General features: G+C 67.1%; 14 protein-coding genes. 11 read left to right on the forward strand and 3 right to left on the reverse strand.

The features are described 5' to 3' along the window. Window positions 1-162 precede the first annotated feature (162 nt). The 4 genes from trxB (at window position 163) to B5520_RS12710 (ending at window position 2,168) form a co-directional block, all read left to right on the forward strand. On the forward strand, window positions 163-1,140 hold the full coding sequence (gene trxB / locus B5520_RS12695; RefSeq protein WP_079597435.1) for a thioredoxin-disulfide reductase: 978 nt from the start codon (window positions 163-165) through the stop codon (window positions 1,138-1,140). A gap of 146 nt (window positions 1,141-1,286) precedes the next feature. Continuing rightward, complete coding sequence (locus B5520_RS12700; RefSeq protein WP_079597436.1) at window positions 1,287-1,511, forward strand: hypothetical protein; 225 nt, start codon at window positions 1,287-1,289, stop codon at window positions 1,509-1,511. 85 nt (window positions 1,512-1,596) lie between these two features. Further along, on the forward strand, window positions 1,597-1,830 hold the full coding sequence (locus tag B5520_RS12705; protein ID WP_079597437.1) for a hypothetical protein: 234 nt from the start codon (window positions 1,597-1,599) through the stop codon (window positions 1,828-1,830). Window positions 1,831-1,904: 74 nt separating this feature from the next. After that, on the forward strand, window positions 1,905-2,168 hold the full coding sequence (locus B5520_RS12710; RefSeq protein ID WP_079597438.1) for a GlsB/YeaQ/YmgE family stress response membrane protein: 264 nt from the start codon (window positions 1,905-1,907) through the stop codon (window positions 2,166-2,168). Window positions 2,169-2,257: 89 nt separating this feature from the next. On the opposite strand, the gene nhaA is transcribed toward B5520_RS12710, so the two are convergent. Both nhaA and B5520_RS12720 read right to left on the reverse strand, forming a co-directional pair. Further along, window positions 2,258-3,613, reverse strand: coding sequence for a Na+/H+ antiporter NhaA (gene nhaA / locus B5520_RS12715; RefSeq protein ID WP_079597439.1), 1,356 nt, complete (start codon window positions 3,611-3,613; stop codon window positions 2,258-2,260). A 143-nt stretch (window positions 3,614-3,756) separates the two neighbouring features. Beyond that, entirely contained in the window at window positions 3,757-4,431 is a 675-nt protein-coding gene (locus B5520_RS12720) for a PAS and ANTAR domain-containing protein (RefSeq protein WP_254865563.1), read from the reverse strand. A gap of 285 nt (window positions 4,432-4,716) precedes the next feature. On the opposite strand from B5520_RS12720, the gene B5520_RS22760 reads away from it, so the two are divergent. The 4 genes from B5520_RS22760 to B5520_RS12735 all read left to right on the forward strand — a co-directional run bounded on the left by B5520_RS22760 (window position 4,717) and on the right by B5520_RS12735 (window position 8,397). Further along, a complete protein-coding gene (locus tag B5520_RS22760) occupies window positions 4,717-4,890 on the forward strand; it encodes a hypothetical protein (protein WP_176156857.1) in 174 nt (57 codons plus the stop codon). Window positions 4,891-4,990: 100 nt separating this feature from the next. Beyond that, window positions 4,991-7,129, forward strand: a complete 2,139-nt coding sequence (locus B5520_RS12725; protein WP_079597441.1) for a heavy metal translocating P-type ATPase — start codon at window positions 4,991-4,993, stop codon at window positions 7,127-7,129. Between the two features lie 92 nt (window positions 7,130-7,221). Then, complete coding sequence (locus tag B5520_RS12730; RefSeq protein ID WP_079597442.1) at window positions 7,222-7,707, forward strand: hypothetical protein; 486 nt, start codon at window positions 7,222-7,224, stop codon at window positions 7,705-7,707. Between the two features lie 69 nt (window positions 7,708-7,776). After that, the gene (locus tag B5520_RS12735; protein WP_079597443.1) at window positions 7,777-8,397 is read left to right on the forward strand and encodes a DUF305 domain-containing protein; all 621 of its coding nucleotides are present in this window, start codon (window positions 7,777-7,779) and stop codon (window positions 8,395-8,397) included. A gap of 136 nt (window positions 8,398-8,533) precedes the next feature. Here the strand turns inward: B5520_RS12735 and B5520_RS12740 are convergent, their stop codons facing one another. Next, on the reverse strand, window positions 8,534-9,751 hold the full coding sequence (locus tag B5520_RS12740) for an FAD-dependent oxidoreductase (RefSeq protein ID WP_079597444.1): 1,218 nt from the start codon (window positions 9,749-9,751) through the stop codon (window positions 8,534-8,536). Window positions 9,752-10,020: 269 nt separating this feature from the next. Here B5520_RS12740 and B5520_RS12745 point away from each other — a divergent pair, with 269 nt between their 5' ends. The 3 genes from B5520_RS12745 (at window position 10,021) to B5520_RS12755 (ending at window position 13,876) form a co-directional block, all read left to right on the forward strand. Beyond that, window positions 10,021-10,683, forward strand: coding sequence for an arsenate reductase/protein-tyrosine-phosphatase family protein (locus tag B5520_RS12745; protein ID WP_079597445.1), 663 nt, complete (start codon window positions 10,021-10,023; stop codon window positions 10,681-10,683). A gap of 195 nt (window positions 10,684-10,878) precedes the next feature. Then, window positions 10,879-12,003, forward strand: coding sequence for an LCP family protein (locus tag B5520_RS12750; RefSeq protein WP_079597446.1), 1,125 nt, complete (start codon window positions 10,879-10,881; stop codon window positions 12,001-12,003). A 181-nt stretch (window positions 12,004-12,184) separates the two neighbouring features. Beyond that, entirely contained in the window at window positions 12,185-13,876 is a 1,692-nt protein-coding gene (locus B5520_RS12755) for an alkaline phosphatase D family protein (RefSeq protein ID WP_079597447.1), read from the forward strand. The last annotated feature ends 98 nt before the right edge of the window (window positions 13,877-13,974 follow it).

A 13,974-nucleotide genomic window follows, 5' to 3' on the forward strand; every position in this document is an offset into this window, starting at 1 on the left:
ATCCGGTGCCGCTCCCGAGAACCACGCCGCTACGCGGAGGTTTTCAAATGAGGCAACGAATCGGTCTACGCGGAGGTTTTCAACGAGTCAACGCGGGGGCTGGAGGATCATGCGGGCAAGGGCGTAGAATCCGTCCGCCCAGTAACTCCAAAGGAGACCTCCATGACGAACGAACAGTTGATCATTATCGGGTCCGGTCGGGCGGGGTACACCGCTGCCATCTATGCCGCCCGGGCGGGTTTGGAACCTTTGGTGCTGGCGGGTTCGGTGACCGCGGGCGGCGCACTGATGAACACCACCGAGGTGGAGAACTTTCCGGGGTTCCCGGGCGGGATCCAGGGGCCGGAGCTGATGGACGGGCTGCAGGAGCAGGCCGAGAAGTTCGGCGCGAAGGTAGTGTTCGACGACGTCACTTCCGTTGACCTGAAGGGTCACCTGAAGACCGTGGTCACCGGGGGCGGGGAAACCCACCAGGCGCCGACGGTGATCCTGGCTACCGGTTCGGCCTATAAGGAACTGGGTTTGCCGGAGGAGAAGAAGCTCAGCGGCCACGGGGTGTCCTGGTGCGCCACGTGTGACGGGTTCTTCTTCCGGGAACAGGACATCATCGTGGTCGGCGGCGGTGATTCGGCGATGGAGGAAGCGACGTTCCTGACCCGGTTCGCGAAGTCCGTGACCGTCGTCGTCCGCCGCGAGGAGCTCCGCGCCTCCCGCATCATGGCGCAGCGGGCCAAGGACAACCCGAAGATCAGCTTCGCCTGGAACTCCGCCGTCACCGCCATCCACGGCGACGGGAAGGTCACCGGCGTGACCCTCACTGACACCCGCTCCGGGGAAGCCCGCCAGCACGCCGCGACCGGGATCTTCGTGGCGATCGGCCACGTCCCCCGCACCGAACTGGTAGCCGGGCAGTTGGACCTGGACGCTGAGGGCTACATCATGGTGGATTCCCCCACCACGGTCACCAACATCTCCGGGGTCTTCGCCTGTGGGGACGCCGTGGACCACCGCTACCGCCAGGCCATCACCGCCGCGGGAACCGGCTGCGCCGCAGCCCTGGACGCCGAACGCTACCTCGCCGCCCTGGACGATGCGGACAGCATCGCCACGGCATTGGTCGAAGAACCGACCCACGCCTAAAAACCAGGAATACGGAAGGTTCGACCCGGCCAAAATGCTTGGCCCGCCCCACATTCATAAGTACACTTAGCATATTCACCGGGCGGGCTGGGGCCTGCAGTTTCGCTCCCCACGAGGGAGCCTGCGATGGCACGAAGGCGGCAACCATGCACGGAGACCGGCAGCCCACCCGCAACATCTGCGCTGAAGTGGCACATCTGGGCCTGCAGCTGCAGGCCATGGAAATTATTGACGAGATTCTCAGTGGAACCGAGCCCTGCGAAGCGGACGTCCGGAGCTCGCTGACCTGGCATGTGGAGCACAACCCCGGCCAGCCGCAACGGGCACTTCTGATGCACATGCTGAACCTACGGCGCAGCGGCCACAGCTGACACAGAAAAAACACCCTCCTGAAACACTCCGGCAACCTCGCCACGGCAAGCTGTGCCTACGGGGATACAACAGCAGGAGGCAGCCATGGAGGCACAACGAGTCAGTACCGGTCAGCTCCGCATCGGAGACCACATCGAGGCGTGGCACAGGGGCAAGCTGTTCCACCGGGGCCGGGTGACCGACGTCGTACCAGCCCTTGAACTGTTCTGGATACTGGACGCGAGGACCGGCACTCGGAAGCTGCTGGACCCCGAAGCCCTGGAGATCCGGCACGTGGAGGACCCGGCCCAGCCGCTTAACCGGCTCTCACCCGCATAAACCCGAGGCGGCCGGGGTACGGCCAGTGCTAGGAATGCTGCCGTTGCGGCAGCAACACCACGAAGGAGCACACCGTGATTGGATTCATCGTTGCCGGCCTGATCATTGGCGCACTGGCCCGCCTCATCAAACCCGGCAAGCAGAACCTTAGCCTGCTCGCCACCCTCCTGCTGGGCCTTGTGGGCTCGGTGATCGGCGGAGTGGTCGCGTCACTGCTGGGGACCGGGGACATCTTCGAGCTGAACTTCCTGGGCTTCATCGTGGCCGTCATCGCCTCGGTGCTCCTGGTGGGCACGGCAGAAGCAGTCGCCGGCCGCCGGAAGTCCGTGCGGCGCTGACTTATCCAGCGCGACTAGAGCAACGCGGGGTCACTCCCGGCCCAATCCGAAGCGAACATCGGGCAGGGAGTGACCTCGCGTTGCTGTTGTCAGGGGCGGTTTTGGTAGACGTCCGGGATTCCGTCCCGGTCCGCGTCCACCTTTTCCAGCTCCTCGGCGGCGCGGTACTGGCGGTTCCTTGTGCGCAGCACCACTGTGGCCAGCAGGGCGGCAAGCAGGGACGCCGTGAGGATTCCCACCTTGGCGTGGTCGTCATGCAGGCTTCCGTGGCCGAAGCTGAGCTCGGCCACCAGCAGTGACACCGTAAAGCCGATGCCTGCCAGGAGCGCCACACCAAACACGTCAATCCACTTGAATGAGCTGTCCAGGCTGGCCCTGGTGGCCTTCGTCAGGACCCACGTGGTGCCCAGGATGCCGATCGGTTTGCCCAGCACCAGGCCAACGATGATGCCCAGGGCCACAGGGTCCGCGAGTGCCGAGCGAAGTCCTTCCCAGCCGCCCACGGCCACGCCGGCGGAGAAGAACGCGAAAATGGGGACGGCAATGCCGGCGGAGATGGGCCGGAACCGGTGCTCGAAGATTTCAGCCAGTCCCGGGCCGGACCCGGGGCCGCCGCCCGCACGCGAGCGGATCACCGGGACGGCAAAGCCCAGCAGCACACCAGCCACCGTGGCGTGGATGCCCGAGGCATGCACCAACGCCCACACAACAACTCCCAGCGGCAGCAGGATGAACCAGGCCGCGGCCGCCTTGCGCCCGAAGAAATGCCGGTACTTCTGGGCCAGGAAGGTGTACAGCGCCAGAGGAACCAGGGCGAGGAGCAGGGGCGTGACCTGGATGTCGGTGGTGTAGAAGAACGCGATGATGCTGATGGCGATGAGGTCGTCCACCACGGCCAGTGTCAGCAGGAAGATCCGCAGTGCGCTGGGCAGGTGGGAACCGATGATGGCCAGCACGGCGACTGCAAAGGCGATGTCCGTGGCGGTGGGGATGGCCCAGCCGCGCAGCGTCTCCGGGCTGGTGAGATTCACGACGGCGTAGATCGCCGCCGGGACCACCACACCTCCCGCGGCGGCGGCCACGGGGACGATCGACTTGCTGATCTGCCGCAGGTCCCCGGCCACGAATTCGCGCTTGAGTTCCAGGCCAACGAGGAAGAAGAAGATGGCCAGCAGCCCGTCGGCCGCCCACGCACCCAGGCTCAGCTCAAGGTGCCAGGGCTCGTAACCCACCTTGAAGTCGCGAAGCGCGAAGTAGCTGTCCGATGCCGGGGAGTTGGCCCAAACCAGTGCGATCACCGCCGCGATCACCAGGAGGGCGCCGCCCACGGTTTCCTTGCGGAGGATCTCGCCGATGCGCAGCGCTTCGGCATAGGAGCCGCGGGACAGGATCGTGGATCCGCGGGGAGCGGCTGGCGGCGGTGTTGATGGCGGCGTGGAGCTCATGAAGGCGTCCTAACATGTGGAGTCGGCAAAATCATGCCGACCAGACTTCCCGGCGCACCTTCCGTCCATAGTACGGGCCCTGCCGCCAGCATGAAAATGCCGGATCACGGAAGCGCCGCGGGGGGCAGTGCCGACGGTTCCGGCTAGCTCGCCCGGCGCCGGCCCGCTAGAGAGACCCGGCCCTCGGCCTGGATGGCCCTGACGGCGGTGTCCAGATAGGTCCGGGTTTCCGTGGAGTTGGCCAGCTGTACCAGCTCCGCGGCCACCACAACCAGCTTGACGTTCCTGTGGCTGCTGGTGCTCACGAGCATCTTGAAAGCGTCGTCGGCGCCCATCTTCAGCTGGCCCATCAAGATGCCGCGGGCCTGGTCGATGATGCTGCGGGTGGACGTGGCACCGAGGACGGCGTCCCGGGCGATCTGCTCCGTTTCGCGCTGCAAGGTGGTGGTGAGGTCCACCATGACCCCTTCGATCACGGTGACCACGCCTTTATCGTTCATGATTCCGTCGCCGGATGTGAGTACCCGACGGGTCCGTCCGCGGGCGTCAATGATGCGGTGGTACATGCAGAAGTAGCCGCCGGTCTGCGCCACCTGGGCGACGATGGCCTCGCACCTGGGCCGGTCCTCCGGGTGCTTGTGGGCGTACAGCAGGTCCAGGGTGGGGACCACCTCGCCCCGCTGGTATCCGTGCAGCTGGTACATGCCGTCGGACCAGTGGATCTTCATCCCGTCCATGTCCACATGAAAAGTCCCCGCGACGCATTCGTTGTCACCAAGGGCACTCGAAAACGTATAAGGGCCGTTCAGGTCAGTCACGGGGCCACCTCCATGTAGCATCCAGCGCGCCCGCAGCAGGCCTGGTGGCTCCGTGGGCGTTCCTACCAGTATGGCCGGAGCGGGCCACAGTGGATAGGGCCGGACGCCCGCATGACGGGAACACCCGCCAGAAGCACGCCAATCAGAGCCTTGACTCAGATACCCCCCGGGGGTATATTCATGGTGTTGTCAGTGAAGTGGTATGTCCCGGCCGGTGCCCAGCACCGCCTTCACAGCCGTTCAACCCCAGCACCCATTAATCCTGCTCTAAGGAATGGAACTGACATGAACATCGAGAACCGCATCACCCTCCCCCTGGCTTCCTCCTCCGGTTGCAGCTGCTGTTCACCCGCAGCCCACGCACTCAAGCCGCCGGCCGCCGTCGGGATCCCCCGCGCCGCCGCCGAAACGCCCGACGCCGACACCCCCGCCCCGACGCTCTCTCACCTTTCGCAATAATCCGGGCGGCCCTCTCTCACTTTTCGCAGTGATCCGGCCGACGCTCTCTCACCTTCCGCGTCGCTTCTGACAGCCGCGGCTGTCCTCCGAGGAGGAAACCATGCAAGACCATACGCAGCACCACCATCACGACGACGGCAGCCGGGAAAGCCGTACGCTCACCGAAGCGCGCGTGTCGTCAGTCCCTGCCGGACACATGCACGGCAGTCACCCACAGCACAACGGCGATGACCACACCGTCCACACCCATGGCCAGCACGCCGGCCACAGCACCGCGATGTTCAAGAACCGGTTCTGGCTCACGCTGGCACTGTCCGTCCCCGTGGTCTACTTCAGCCCCATGGTGGGCCACATCTTCGGCTACATGGCCCCGATGTTCCCCGGCTCCGCCTGGATCCCGCCCGTCCTGGGCACCGTGATTTTCCTGTACGGCGGGCAGCCGTTCCTGAAAGGCGGGCTGCAGGAGCTCAGGGACCGCCGGCCGGGCATGATGCTCCTGATCGGCATGGCCATCACCGTGGCGTTCGTGGCCTCGTGGATCACCAGCCTGGGTATCGGCGGCTTCGATCTCGATTTCTGGTGGGAGCTCGCCCTGCTGGTGGCCATCATGCTGCTGGGCCACTGGATCGAGATGCGGGCCCTGGGTTCGGCGCAGGGTGCTTTGGACGCCCTGGCCGCGCTGTTGCCGGATGAAGCGGAACGGATCACCGAAGGCGGCACGGAAACCGTCGCTGTCTCCGTGCTCCGGCCCGATGACCTTGTCCTGGTCCGCTCCGGTGCACGGATGCCGGCCGACGGGACCGTGGTTGAAGGACAGGCCGAGTTCGACGAGTCAATGATCACCGGCGAGTCCAAAACGGTCGCCCGCGGCCCCGGCGACACGGTTGTGGCTGGTACGGTGGCCACGGATACCAGTGTCCGCGTGCGGGTGACCGCCGTGGGCGATGACACTGCACTGGCCGGGATCCAGCGCCTCGTGGCGGAAGCCCAGGCCTCGTCCTCGCGGGCCCAGGCCCTGGCTGACAGGGCCGCAGCTTTCCTCTTCTACTTCGCCACCGTGGCCGGCGTCCTGACCTTCATCGCCTGGACCCTGCTGGGCAGTGTCCCGGAGGCCGTCACCCGCGCCGTCACCGTGCTGGTCATTGCCTGCCCGCACGCCCTGGGCCTGGCCATTCCGCTGGTGATCGCGATCTCCACCGAACAGGCAGCCCGGGCGGGCGTGCTGATCAAGAACCGGATGGCGCTGGAGCGGATGCGGACCATTGACGTTGTCCTCTTCGACAAGACCGGCACCCTCACCACGGGCGAACCGGAACTTGTGGACATCGCCACTGCAGAGGGTGTGGATGCCGACCAGCTGCTGGCACTGGCCGCCGCCGTCGAATCCGACAGTGAGCATCCCGTGGCCCGGGCCATCGTGCGGGCCGCCGCCGCCCGCGGCCTTGAACTCCCCGCCGCCAGCGGCTTCAGCTCACTGACCGGTCGTGGAGTCCGGGCCGTGGTGGACGGCCGGACCGTGCACGTCGGCGGGCCCGCGCTCCTGCGCGAGCTTGCCGCCGTCGAACCCGCTGCCCTGGCCGCCACCACCCGCGGGTGGATGGACCGCGGTGCCGCCGTCCTGCACGTGATGGACGACGGCGGCCGCGTGCTGGGGGCGGTCAGCCTGGAGGATGCGGTGCGGGCGGAGTCGCGGCAGGCGGTTGCGGCGCTGCAGAACCGCGGCATCAAGGTGGCCATGGTCACCGGCGATGCCCGGCAGGTGGCAGAGGCCGTGGCTGCGGACCTGAAGATCGACGAGGTGTTCGCCGAGGTCCTGCCTGCGGACAAGGACAAGAAGGTGGCTGAACTCCAGGCCCGCGGCCTGAAGGTTGCCATGGTGGGCGACGGCGTAAATGACTCCCCGGCGCTGGCACGGGCCGAGGTGGGCATCGCGATCGGCGCCGGCACGGATGTGGCCATGGAGTCCGCCGGCGTGGTGCTGGCCGGCAACGACCCGCGGGCCGTGCTGTCCATGGTGGACCTGTCCCGGGCGAGCTACCGGAAGATGTGGCAGAACCTGGTGTGGGCCACCGGCTACAACGTGCTGTCCGTGCCGTTGGCCGCGGGCGTCCTGGCTTTCGCCGGGGTGGTCCTCTCCCCCGCGGCCGGTGCCGTGCTGATGTCCGCGTCCACCATCGTGGTGGCGCTGAACGCCCAGCTGCTCCGGCGCCTGAAACTGAACCCCGCGGCGGTACGTTAGACACAACGCCCCATCACCTTCCGCCGCTATTCACACAACGCCCCATCACCCGTGGTCACCAGACCCGCCCCTGCCGAAAGGAGGAACCGCCAATGCCTGGATCCATGCACGGCCTGGCGGCCCTCCTGGGCAGGGCCGCACTGCTGGCAGGTCTTTTGGTGATCGTGGCCGGAATCCTCGGCATGCACGTCATGACGGCCAGCCATTCTGCGCACGCGTCGCACCCCGTTACTCACGGAACAGTGCTGCAGGATGCCGCCGTCCTGCATGACCACAGCTCTGCACCGCGGCACACCTCTGCACACCACTCCACGGCCGGGCACTCTGCTGCGGACCGCCCGGGGCACGCGACGCAACCAAGCCTTGCACCGCCGTCGTGCGAAGGTTCCTGCCCGGGAATGCAAACCTCCGGTACGTCCTGCGTCCCGCTGGCCAAGGCCGGATCGCTCACCGTCGCTCCGCCCGAGCGATCCGCCGCCGCCAGTCCGGTCCTTGCGGGTCGCCTCGGTGGGGCAGGCATCTACTCCTATGTCCCGGCGAGCCCCACGCCCTGCGAACTGTCCATCAGCCGGACGTAAACGGGACTGCAGCGTGCTCCCGCACGCATTAACGACCCAGTCCAGTTACTTTCCTGAAGGACATTTCACGTGAACACGAAGATCAAAACCCTGTCCATTGCTGCCGCCCTGGCAGCCTCGCTCGGCCTTGCCGGGTGCGCCGCCAACTCCGGAAATCCCGGCAGCAACGGCATGCACGGCAGCGGCCATGCCAGCTCCAGCCCGATGTCCAGCATGATGCCGGATGCCGGCGCCGAGCATAACCAGGCGGACATCATGTTCGCCCAGATGATGATTCCGCACCACGCCCAGGCCGTGGAGATGAGCGACATCGTCCTGGCCAAGCCTGGCCTGCCTGCCGAGATCACGGCCCTGGCAACCAAGATCAAGGATGCCCAGGCCCCGGAAATCGAGACCATGACCGGCTGGCTCAAAAGCTGGAACGCGCCCGTGATGGGTGACCACTCCGGGCACGGGATGTCCGGCATGGTGGACGACGACGGTATCGATAAGCTCAAAGCCGCGTCGGGAGCGGACGCTGTCCGGCTGTTCCTGGAGCAGATGATCGGGCACCACGAAGGAGCCGTTGACATGGCACAACAGGAGATCGGCGCCGGCAAGTACCCCGAATCCATCCAGCTCGCCCGCGATATTGTCGCGGCCCAGGAATCCGAGATCGCCGAGATGAAGCAGCTCCTGGCCGGCCTCTGACCGGCCCTACCCCCGGACGCTCTCTCACCTTTTGCATCATTCCGGGCGACGCTCTCTCACTTTCGAGAAGAAAGCGAGAGAGCGTCGCTGCTTAACCTGCGAAAGGTGAGAGAGCGTCGCAGCGGCGCAAACAGGGTCAGGCGTCCCGGCTTTTGACGTGTTCGGGGAGGACGCCGATGCCGATGAAGCGGGCGGTGAAGCGGCGCAGCAGTGGTGAGGCGGCCCGGAGAAGCCGAACCGCCCAGCGGGGCGCGATCCGGCTGCCGGTGGTTGCCCTGACGATCACTCTGTGGGCGTTGCGTTGCAGCCGCTGCATGACCTTCACTGGCCATTCCCGCCGCCGTTGCACCCGGGCGAGTGTCGCCGTCGGGGCAGCTCCGGCCGCGAGGTCTGCCGCGATGGCGTTGGATAGGGCCACCGCGTCCTGGATCGCGAAGTTCACACCGACGCCGAACACTGGGGACATCGCGTGGGCGGCATCGCCGATCGCGATGAACCCGGGACGGTACCAGCCCCGGAGCCGGTTAATCTGGACGGTCAGCAGCTTGACCTGCTCCCAGTCGGTGAGGCTGCCGACCACCGGCCGCAGTACGGGCGCAGCGTGGGTGATCTGCTCGCGAAGGCCTTCAATTCCCGCGCCGCGAAGCTTGTCAAAACCGCCTTTCCGAATGACCATGCCCGACTGGTATCTGTCGCCGCGGTCAATCGTCAGGACCATCCCCCGCCGGGACAGGTATCCCAGGGTTGGGGGCGGCGCCTCCGGCGGTTTGGGAAGGCCGAACCACAGCACATCGATGGGCACCCCGAACTCCTCCGGAACCAGTCCGGCGGCGGCACGGAGGGCCGAAGCGCGTCCGTCGGCGGCAACGGTGAGCGTTGCGCGGATTTCAAGCGGACCGCCAGGTGACGTGGCCCGCACCCCGCGCACCTGGCCGTCCTCGATGATCAGTCCGGTGGCCTCGGTGAGCATGCGCAGCTCGAAGTTGGGAAACACCGCCACCTCGCGGGCCAGGAAGTTCAGGAAGTCCCACTGGGGCGCGAGGACCAGGAAGTTGTCAGGCGCCGGAAGGGTGGAGAAGTCCACGATGGTGAGGCGCTGGCCGTCAATCACAGCGTCCATGGTCGGCAGGCGGGTGAGCGGCAGTTCCAGGAACTTTTCCCTGAGCCCGAGTTCGCCGAGAAGGGTCACGGTGGACGGGTGCACGGTATCGCCCCGGAAGTCCCGCAAAAAGTCCGCATGCTTCTCAAGCACGGTGACACGCAGGCCGGCGCGCGCGAGCAGGTAACCGAGCACCATGCCCGCCGGCCCGCCGCCGGAAATTACGCAGTCGCGTTCGATACGGCTTGCAGTCATGTCATGGTGCCTTTCTCCGCATACTCCATGGTGGTGGGAGAGGAAATGAATTGGTAGTGCGAGAGGATCCGGGAAAACGCTGCGAAAGATGATAGAGCGTCGCTGGTTTAGCCGCAGGAGGTGATAGAGCGTCCCGGGTTTGGCCGCGAGAGGTGATGGGGCGCAGGGGTGCGGGCCGCAGGATATGAGGGGGCGTTGGGGCGGGGCGTGTTAAGTTGAAATGCACGGGCTGAACGGTCCGTGCACCGGCTGGGAAAAGAGAAATCTCCTTGGATACATCCGCACCAGTAAGAATCCTGACCGTCTGCACCGGCAACATCTGCCGCTCCCCCGTGGCCGAACGGCTGCTGCAGGCAGGGCTCAACCAGGTGGTGCCGGGCGGCTTCCAGGTGACCAGCGCGGGCACGCGGGCCATGGTGGGTGACCCCATGCAGCCCATCTCGGCCGACATCGTGCGCACCTTCGGCGGCGACCCGGAGAACTTCGTGGCCCGCCAGCTGAGCCCGAAGATCCTGCGAGGGGTGGACCTGGTGCTCACCATGACCTCCGGGCACCGCGGCGAAGTGCTGCAGCTGGACGCGTCGCTGCTGAAGCGGACGTTCACCATCCGGGAGTTCGCCCGCATGCTCGACGTCCTGGACGCCCGCGCGGAGACCAGCGCAGGCGGCCCGCCCGTTGTGGAGGAGTACGACGACGGCGACTGGCTGGGTGCCAACGCCGCCTTCTGGCGGGGCTTGCCGGCCCGGGCCGCCGGAGTACGGCACCTCGCCCTGCCGGCCGACGCAGCCGAGAACGACATCGTGGACCCCTACCGGCGCGCGCCGGAGGTTTACCGGCAGATGGAGGACGAGATGGCGCCCGCCATTGTTTCCATCCTCCGCCACGCCCGCCTCAACGCCCCGGTTCGCGGGAACGCGTCCACCACGCTGTAACGTTCCGGCGTCCACGCTCCGTTCCCGCGTCCCCGGCGGCACCCCGGCGGACGGGAAGACATCGTGTTGGCTGCCCACCATGACGTGGCGGGAATCTCCCTGGCATTCACAGGTGACAGTTTGGATAAGTCTGTAGCCAACGGGGGGTTGGTGGGCGGACACTGATCCCACCCAACACGATGAGGTGACGGCACCATGAGCATGCCAGGCGGCTCTGACCCATCCGGGGCCACGGGACCCGGCCCTTCCGACACGCATCCGCACGGCCTCGCATGGGTGGCCCACGGCCGGCGGCGCTGGATCGCGGCACTGCTGGCGCTGGTGCTGGCGGCAGCGGCCGTCGTCGCCGTCGTCAGCCTGAACCGCACCGGGTCCGAAGCCCAGCCGGCGGCCACCCAAACGCAAAGCGAAACACCCAGCCCCACGCCGTCGGAGACGCAGACGGAAACCACCCCCGCGCCTCCGCCGCCTCCACCGCCGCCGCCACCCATCCCGGAGCTGCCCGCTGCACCCATGAACGTGCTGGTGATCGGCAGCGACATGCGTGGAAATGCGAGAGAGGCAGCAGCCCACACGGCGGCAACCGGCCAGCCCCAGGACCAGCGCGCCGACACCCTGATGGTGGTCCACGTCCCGGCTGACCGGAGGGCACTCTATATCGTCTCGATCAACAGGGACACGTGGGTGGACATCCCCGGTTTCGGCGGGGCCAAGATCAATTCGGGCCTGCAGTACGGCGGCATTGACATGCAGACCGCCGCCGTCCAGTCGCTGCTGGGGATCGCCATCGACCACACCCTGATGATGGACTTCCACGGGCTCAAGGTCCTGATCGACGGGCTTGGTGGGATCGACGTCAACGTGCCCATCGCATTCCAGTCCACCCACGATACCGGGCACGTCTTCGCCGCCGGCGTGAACCATTTGGATGGGCAGTCCGCGCTGGAGTTCTCCCGGGAACGGTACGCGTTCGTGGACGGCGACTTCCAGCGGGTCCGCAACCAGCAGATCCTGCTCCGCGCCATCCTGGCCCGGCTCACGGCCGGCGGCGCCCTGAACGACGTCAACGCCGTCCGCGGGCTGGTGGATTTCGCCTCCTGCTGCCTTACCGTGGACAGGGCTTTTGACCCGGTCCAGGCCGCCATCCTCGCTTACAGCCTCCGCAACCTGGACGCGAATGCGATCGGCACCATGACCCTCCCGACGGCGGGTGCCGGGTTTGTTGCCGGGCAGTCCGTGCTGTTCCCCGATTACGGCGGCGTCGCAGCCGTCGGCGCGGCACTGCGGGAAGGCCGGATCGCAGAGTTCGCGAGGCCGTAAGACTATAGCCAGTGCAGTGAGCGCCGGGTTCAGTGCGCACGGACTGCCCCTGCGCACTGAACCCGGGCTTCACTGCGCACGGACGCCCGCTGTGGCGGGCCCGCGTCCTGTTCAACCCGGGCTTACCGGCCGTTCACCCGCGGGAAAGGATCCGTGCGCCGGGCGGCGACAGCCTGAGGGCATGACGTCGAACTCCCGTACTGAAATTTCCCGCCGCACCATCGTTAAGGGCTCCGTCCTCGCAGCCGCCCTGGCCTCCGTTCCGGCCGCCGCACAGGCCCAGACCACCCGCCAGTCCCCCGCCGGCGTGGCCCTGGTCCGCAACCGGCTCACCCTTCCCAGCGGCATCGCCACCGGGGACGTGACGTCGGATTCGGCCGTGCTGTGGTCGCGTGCGTCGGGCGCCGGCAGGATGACCGCCGTCCTGCGGGCAGTGAACGACGGCGGGGAGATCCTGCGCGGGCGAGGCGCCTTTGAGCGCACCCTCCGCGGCCCGCGGGCCACCCAGGCGTCCGACTTCACCGCCAAGATCCACGCCGGGAACCTGCCGTCCAACACCCGGTTCGCGCTCGAGATCAGCTTCGAGGACGACGGCGGCGCGGCCGGCGAGACGGTCCGCGGCACCTTCCGCACGGCCCCCGACGCCGGGACGTACAACGGCAAGGGCCGCACCGGCGGGACGAGCGCTGGCGGCGACGTCCCGCCGTCGTCCGCCCAAAGCTTTGTGTGGACCGGCGACACCGCCGGCCAAGGCTGGGGCATCAACGAGGACATCGGCGGGATGCGCGGCTACCGCGCCATGCACCAGACGCGGCCGGACTTCTTCATCCACTCGGGCGACACCGTCTATGCTGACGGGCCGCTGGCGGAGACTGTGGTGGAGAAGGACGGGCAGGTGTGGCGGAACCTGGTCACCGAGGAGGTGTCCAAGGTGGCCGAAACGCTCACCGAATACCGCGGCCGGCACCGTTACAACTCGATGGACGCCAACATGCGCGCGATGTTCGCCGACGTGCCCGTCATCGCCAACTGGGACGACCACGAGACCACCAACAACTGGTACCCCGGCGAAATCCTGGACGACCCCCGGTATACCGTCCGCGACGTCAACACCCTCGCCGCCCGCGGCCGGCAGGCCTGGCAGGAGAACATGCCGATCGCGGACTCCGCCGCGCTGTGGCGGCCGGGAACGTTCGACGACGCCGGCCAGTACCATCCCGCCCGCATCTACCGGAAGATTTCCCGCGGCCCGCAGCTCGACATCTTCTGCCTGGACATGCGCACGTTCAAATCCCCCAACACGGACGGCAAGGAGCCGTACGCCACGTCCGTCCTGGGGCAGGAGCAGGTGGACTGGCTGATCCGTGAGGTGTCGGCGTCGAAGGCCACCTGGAAGGTCATCGCCGCGGACCTGCCGCTGGGCATCATCGTTCCAGACGGTGCCGTCAACCAGGAGAGCCTGGCGAACCGCGACGCCGGTGCGCCGCTGGGCCGTGAGCTGGAGATCGCCGGGGTGCTCAGCGCGTTCCAGCGGAACCGGGTGAAGAACGTGGTGTGGCTGACCGCCGACGTCCACTACTGCGCCGCCCACCACTACTCGCCCGAGCGCGCTGCGTTCACCGACTTCGACCCGTTCTGGGAGTTTGTGGCCGGCCCCATCGCGGCCGGGTCCTTCGGCCCGAACGCCATGGACGGCACGTTCGGTCCCGAGGTGGTGTTCTCCAAGGCCGGCCGTTTCCCGGGCGAATCACCGCGCGACGGCGAGAACCAGTTCTTCGGGCACGTCCAGCTGGATGACGACACCTTTACCGTGAGCCTGCACAACGCCAACGGAGCCACGGTGTTCTCCAAGGTGCTGACGCCGGAACGGTAGCCGCGGCAGGACGCCGTCGTCCGTTTATTTTTCCGGCCCCGTGGGTACGCCGCTGGTAGTGTTCCTGCATTCGGCAAGGCAAGCGGACGGGGTGGTTT

The sequence above is a fragment of the Arthrobacter sp. P2b genome, assembly GCF_900168295.1.
GTDB lineage: Bacteria > Actinomycetota > Actinomycetes > Actinomycetales > Micrococcaceae > Arthrobacter.